4 protein-coding genes and 1 pseudogene are annotated in these 5,321 nt (G+C 69.0%); all 5 read right to left on the reverse strand.

Features of this window, described 5'->3' with window-relative positions; genetic code table 11:
• Positions 1 to 353: ATP/GTP-binding protein (locus tag CIB93_RS36620; protein ID WP_179500375.1), on the reverse strand; the 353-nt coding region annotated here is incomplete at its 3' end.
• Positions 334 to 963, reverse strand: coding sequence for a DUF742 domain-containing protein (locus CIB93_RS36625; protein ID WP_096633089.1), 630 nt, complete (start codon positions 961 to 963; stop codon positions 334 to 336). The genes CIB93_RS36620 and CIB93_RS36625, both read right to left, overlap by 20 nt.
• A 90-nt stretch (positions 964 to 1,053) precedes the next feature.
• Positions 1,054 to 1,467 carry a roadblock/LC7 domain-containing protein gene (locus CIB93_RS36630; protein WP_006127847.1) on the reverse strand — a complete coding sequence of 138 codons (414 nt, stop codon included), beginning with the start codon at positions 1,465 to 1,467 and terminating at the stop codon, positions 1,054 to 1,056.
• Between the two features lie 10 nt (positions 1,468 to 1,477).
• Complete coding sequence (locus CIB93_RS36635; RefSeq protein WP_096633090.1) at positions 1,478 to 4,741, reverse strand: nitrate- and nitrite sensing domain-containing protein; 3,264 nt, start codon at positions 4,739 to 4,741, stop codon at positions 1,478 to 1,480.
• Positions 4,742 to 5,102: 361 nt separating this feature from the next.
• Positions 5,103 to 5,321: pseudogene (locus CIB93_RS36640) on the reverse strand (ATP-binding protein); the annotation flags it as partial.

A 5,321-nucleotide genomic window follows, 5' to 3' on the forward strand; every position in this document is an offset into this window, starting at 1 on the left:
AGGCGGCGGGTGTCGACGAGGACGACGGCGCCGATGGCGCCGCGGACCAGGTCGTCCCACATGAACCAGAAACGGTCCTGACCGGGCGTGCCGAACAGGTACAGGATCAGGTCCTGGTCCAGGGTGATACGCCCGAAGTCCATGGCCACCGTCGTGGTGGTCTTGTCCCCGGTGTGGGTCAGGTCGTCGATGCCCGCCGAGGCGGACGTCATCACGGCTTCGGTGCGCAGCGGGTTGATCTCCGAGACGGCACCGACAAACGTGGTCTTACCCACGCCGAAGCCCCCTGCCACCACGATCTTCGCCGAGGTAGTGGAGCGGGCCGCTCCGCCGCTAGAGCTTGCGAAGTCCACTGAGCACCCTTTCGAGCAGTGTCACATCTGGCTGGCCGCCGGCGGCCTCGTCGCCGCCGGGCTGATGGATAGCGACGAGTCCGGCCTCGGCCAGGTCGGCGACGAGGATCCGGGCAACGCCGAGGGGGATCGAGAGAAGGGCCGAGATCTCGGCGACCGACTTGATCTCGATGCAGAGCCGGCAGATCCGCTGGTGCTCGGGCAACTGCCCTTGCAGCCGGGTCGGATCGGCCGTCGTGCTGACCAGCGCCTCGATGGCGAGCTGGTAACGCGGTCGGGTCCGGCCGCCGGTCATGGCGTACGGGCGGACGAGCGGGTTGTGCGCGGCGGGCTTGGCGGCCTTGGGGGCCTGCCGCTGAACGCGGGGCTGCTGCTGGGGTGCGTCATATCGCTGGGGCTGCTGAGGCTGCTGAGGCCAGCCCGACCCCGGCTGCTGCTGCGGCCACTCGGACCCCTGCGCGCCGTGAGCGCCCTGCGGCTGCTGATATGGCTGATACTGCCCGGGGCCCTGCCCGCCGGGCGCGCCGGGGAAGCCGAAACGGTTGTCACCGTGCTCACCCGGAACCCGCTGCTCACCGTCGTATGGGTGTCCGCCTGTGGGTGCTGCCACGTTTCCTCCTCCGACTGCCGGTCGCCGATCCCAGTGGGGCCGCGCCACCGCACCTTATGGCGCGGTGGCGAGAAACGCACTGCCTGTCTACTAGTTAAGAAGACTTCCCTGAAGCTCGGCACGGAGGTCCGGGGTCAGGACACTGCCCGCGCGGTCGACCAGAAGTGCCATTTCATACCCAACCAGACCGATATCGGCGTCCGGGTGGGCGAGAACGGCCAGCGAAGATCCGTCGGAGATGGACATGATGAAGAGGAATCCTCGCTCCATCTCCACAACTGTCTGGTTCACGGCGCCGCCCTCGAAGATCCGCGAGGCGCCCGCGGTCAGCGACGTCAGACCGGAGGCGACGGCCGCCAGCTGGTCGGCGCGGTCACGCGGGAATCCTTCGGACATCGCCAGCAGGAGTCCGTCGGCGGAGACCACCACCGTGTGGGACACCCCGGGGGTGTTGTCCACGAAGTTGGTGATCAACCAGTTGAGATTCTGCGCCGCCTGGCTCATCGGGCTCACACTAACGCTCCTGGTTGTAGGTATTACTGGTGTCCGACCCCGCGCTGCGTCCCTGCTGGATTCCCCGCCGCAGGTTGCTCAACCTGCCGCGGACGTCCTCGGGTGCGCGGGAGACCTGTGGGCCGCCCTGCTGGGTCTGCTCCGCCGTGCCCTCGACCAGGTTGGCCTTGGGCACGCGCCGGGGGAGACCGGAGGGGGTTATTCCGCCCGCCTTCGGCTCACGGAGCTTCTCGGCTCGCTCCCAGCGCTCGTCGTTCGCCGAGCGCCAGTCGTCGGTGCCGTTCCCGTCCGTCTGCGGTGCCTGCCGCTGTTCCTGCTGCGGCTGCGGCTGCGGCTGCGGAGTCGGAGCGGGCTGGTCGTCGCCGCGGCCGCCGGGGCCGGGCTGCCAGTGCTGCTGACCGCCGCGGCGCGGCAGACCGGCTTCGGTCAGCTCGGGGCCGACGTTCGGGGTGGATCCCGGACGGTCGAAGCCTACGCGCTCCGAAGGCTCCGCGGGAGCGCTCGGAACAGATTCCGATTCGGCCGGAGCAGTCGGCTCAAAGGTGTTCTGGAAACCGCTCTGAACAGGCCAATCGTCCTGGTGGGACTGGTCTGCCGAAGCGGTGTACGGGTCGGCGTACTGACCCTGGGGGGCGTCCTGCGTGGCATATGCCGATTCCGGATAGCCGTCGTAGCCGTCCTGCTGCCGCGGCTGGGGATGCTGGTGCCCCTGCTGCTGCGGGTAGCCGTCCTCGCCGTCGTGCTGCTGCTCGTAGGGCGCCGGGTAGGCCTCCTGCTGCGGCTGCTGCCCGTACTGGTTCCGCCCGTACTGGTCCTGGCCGTACTGCTCGCCGGCGTAACCCTGCTGACCGCCGTACTGGTCCTGCCCGGCGTACGCCTCCGGCGCGTAACCCTGCTGTTCCTGGGCGTTGTCCCCGAACGCGTCGTTGCCGCCGGCCTGGGCCTCCAGCGCCGCCCTGCGCTCCTCGCGCATCAGCGAGCGCCCGACCGGGTCCAGCTGCGCCGGATCCGCCGGAACCTCGTAGCGCGAGTCGTCGAAGCCCAGCTCCGCGGCGGTACGCATCGGAGCCTGCTGCTGGGACGGCTCGAAGGCGTGCTGCTGCTCGGGGATGATCGAGGAGACGGTGAAGTCGTCCTGGCCGTCGAGGGGTTCGCCACCGCCACCGTGGGTGATGGCGTCCGGCAGCATGACCAGCGAGGTGGTTCCGGCCTGCTCGCCCGAGGGGCGCAGCTGGACCCGGATCCCGTGCCGGTCGGCCAGTCGGCCGACCACGAACAGGCCCATGCGCTGCGACACCGCGGCGTCGACGGTCGGCGGGTTGGCCAGCTTGTGGTTGATGTCGGCGAAGTCCTCGGCGGTGAGGCCGATGCCCTTGTCGTGGATCTCGACCATGACGCGGCCGTCGGGCAGCCGGGTCGCGGTGACCCTGACCTTGGTCTGCGGGGAGGAGAACGTCGTGGCGTTCTCCAGCAGCTCGGCCAGCAGGTGCACGAGGTCGGTGACGGCCTGGCCGTGGATCTCGGCCTCCGGTACCCCGGACAGCTCGATGCGCTCGTAGGACTCCACCTCGGAGGAGGCGGCGCGCAGCACGTCCACCAGCGGAACCGGCTGGTCCCAGCGGCGGCCGGGCTCCTCGCCCGCGAGGATGAGGAGGTTCTCGCCGTTGCGGCGCATACGGGTGGCCAGGTGGTCCAGCTTGAAGAGGCTCTCCAGCTGGTCCGGGTCCGCCTCGTTGTTCTCCAGGTCGGTGATCAGGGTCAGCTGGCCCTCGATCAGGGACTGGCTGCGGCGCGAGAGGTTGGTGAAGATCGCGTTGACGTTGCCCCGCAGCATGGCCTGCTCGGCGGCGAGCCGGACGGCCTCGCGGTGGACCTGGTCGAAGGCGCGGGCGACCTCGCCGATCTCGTCCTGCGTGGTGATCGGGATCGGCTGCACCCGGGTGTCGACCCGGCCCGGGTCGGTGCGCGAGAGCTGGTCGACCAGGGAGGGCAGCCGCTGCTCGGCGATACCGAAGGCGGCGGTTCGCAGCTGGCGCATCGAGCGGCTCATCTGGCGGGCCATGAGCCCGGCCAGGATGAAGGCGGCCAGCAGCGCGATGACGACGATGAGGCCGTTGACGATGGCGTCGGTCTTGGCGTCGGAGGAGATGTTCGCCGCCTCCCTCACCGCCTTGCCCACGAGCTCGTCCTCGACGGTGGCGTACCCCTCGAACTTGGCGGTGGCGGCGGCCATCCAGGTCTCGGGCGTGATGCCCTTCGCGGCCAGCTCCTCGGGGTCCTGGCCCTTGCCGATCTCCTGGGCCATGCCGTCGAAGACCGAGCCGTCGATGCTGGGCGGGGCCACGAACGGCTCGCCCGCGGCCTCGGCCTGATCCTTGGCGGCCTTGATCTGGCGGGCGCCCTCGGCGGCCTTGCCGGACATGACCTGCTTCAGCCGGTCCACGTCGGCCTGGGTGCCGCCGGAGTTGAACTCGCCGAGCGCGATCTGCTCCAGGTAGTTGTACGAGCCGAAGGCCTTGACCTGCTCGTTGTAGGTGCCGGGCTTCTTGCTCGGGCGCACCAGCAGGTGCGTGCCGATCGAGCGCTGAAGCGATTCTGCGGCCTTGGCCAGCTCGATCGCGTAGACGGTACGGCCGTAGCTGGTGACGTTGCCGGTGCCGAGGCCGAGCTCGTTGGCGAACTGCATCAGCGAGTGCTGGACCTGTGTGTAGCCCTCTTCGGTCTTCACGGGGTCCAGGGCCTGCGAGTAGGCGACCTTGCGCAGCTCGGGGAGCTTGGGCTCCTCGGCCTTGAAGAGCTGAAGGCGGCGCTCCAGGCCCGCCTTCGCGGGCATCTGCTCCACTGCCGCGTCGAACTTCTTCGCGGCCTCGTCCGTGGCGGCGCGGGCCTCCTCGACCACTTCGGCGTCCCGGTCGCCCGAGAGCAGCGGCTGGGCGGTGAGGTCACGCTCGTTGAGCAGGGCCTGTCCGTAGCCGGACGCGGCGCGCACGACGACCGCGATCTTCTCGGCCTCCTGCGCCTCGCTCCAGGTGTCGATGGACCCCTTCACCTCGAAGCCGCCCATGACCAGGCCGACCAGCACCGGGATCAGGAGGATGGCGTTCAGCCGGGTGGCCACTCGCCAGTTGCGCGGGGCCATCGGGCTGGTACTGCCACCGGCCGGTTCCGTCTCGGGCACATCGGCAGGTGACGCCCCAGCGCGCGACGGCGGGGTGAAGTTGCCCCGCTCGGGCTGCGCCGCGGAGCCCTCGTTGCTTCGCCTCACTCGACCAACAACCTCTCGGCGTCGGCACCTACGTTGTGCCGGATGATTCGTTCAGGGCCGTACTACTCGGGAGTTCGTCGAATTGCAGCACGGGTACGGGCCCCGTTCCAAACACTCGGAATCGTCGATTCCGAGTGGCCCAGACCTCAGATAAAACGGGCATAAAGAGCGAGCCCCGTCAAAAGGCGGGGCTCATGTGAGCGCAGTGGCACCGAATGGATGCGTCGGGTGGCGGTGCGCAATCAATTCTCTGTCGAAACGTTATGAACGCGGGGGCGGATCGTGTCAAACGACACAGCCCGCCCCCGCGTGACTACGGCAACTTCCGTATGCCGATAACGACTTACGCCTGGTTGACCTGCTACTTCAGGCGTGCCATCAGGGCATGCTCGACCAGTGTGATCAGGCCACTCTTGGCGTCCGCGCGGTGCCGGGCGTCCGTCGTGATGATGGGCGCGTCGGGGCCGATCTGGAGTGCTTCGCGTACTTCGTCGGGGGTGTAGGGCTGGTGTCCGTCGAAGCCGTTGAGGGCGATGACGAAGGGGAGGCCGCTGTTCTCGAAGTAGTCGACGGCGGGGAA

The organism is Streptomyces sp. WZ.A104 (assembly GCF_002382885.1).
GTDB lineage: Bacteria > Actinomycetota > Actinomycetes > Streptomycetales > Streptomycetaceae > Streptomyces.